This window comes from Paracoccus sp. DMF, from assembly GCF_004407025.1.
In the GTDB taxonomy this organism is placed as follows: Bacteria; Pseudomonadota; Alphaproteobacteria; order Rhodobacterales; family Rhodobacteraceae; genus Paracoccus; species Paracoccus aminovorans_B.
This window is the reverse complement of sequence record NZ_SOKV02000181.1, coordinates 1-724: the sequence shown is the minus strand read 5'-3', so window position 1 is coordinate 724 and position 724 is coordinate 1. Positions and strand designations below refer to the sequence as shown.

General features: G+C 69.5%; 1 pseudogene. It reads right to left on the bottom strand.

Annotated elements, in window-relative coordinates:
- Positions 1-724: pseudogene (locus E3D03_RS21090) on the bottom strand (phage tail tape measure protein); the annotation flags it as partial.

The following is a 724-nucleotide window of genomic DNA, read 5'->3' as shown; positions in this document are numbered from 1 at the left end:
CGTGACGACGCCGTTCAGCATCGCCTCGACGCCGGAGATCAGCCCGTTCGCGGCCTGGAAGGCGAAGTCACCGATGGCGCCGGGCAGGCTGCCCCAGATGGCGACGGCCGCGTCATAAGCCCCCTGGAAGATCGCGGCTGTCCGGTCGCCAAAGCTGACCACGCCCGAGATGGTACCTTTCAGCGCCGAAAGGCCCGCCGCCTTCAGTTCTTCCCATCCGGCCGCCATCCGCGCGAGGGCCGCGTCCAGCGACAGGCCGATGCGGGACCAGACTTCGCGAGCCAGATCGCCCAGCAGCCGGAACGCCTCCCCTACGCCGCCGACCCGGGCGACAAGCTGCGAGAACTGATAGACCAGCTCGCCCGCGCCGACGATCAGCGCCCCGATACCGGTACGGATCAGCGCGCCGCGCAGGAAGACCAGCGCCGTCGCGAGGCCTCGAACCGAGAGCGCCGCGGCGGCAAGTCCCGCCACCCAGCGCCCGGCCATGACGGCAGCGAAGGTCGCGGCGTAGGAGGCAAGTCGGCCGAGGTTGCCGATCAGGGTGTCGATGGCCGTGCGCAGGATGCCGCCATCCGAGGCGAGCGCCACGAAGGTATTGGCCAGCGCTTCGATGGTCGGGGCTACGGCGACGGCAATGCGGTTACGCAACCCGTCGAACACGATAGATACGCTGCCCAACGCCAGTTGTGTGCGGCGCAGGGCTTCCAGCGCATCGCTGTCC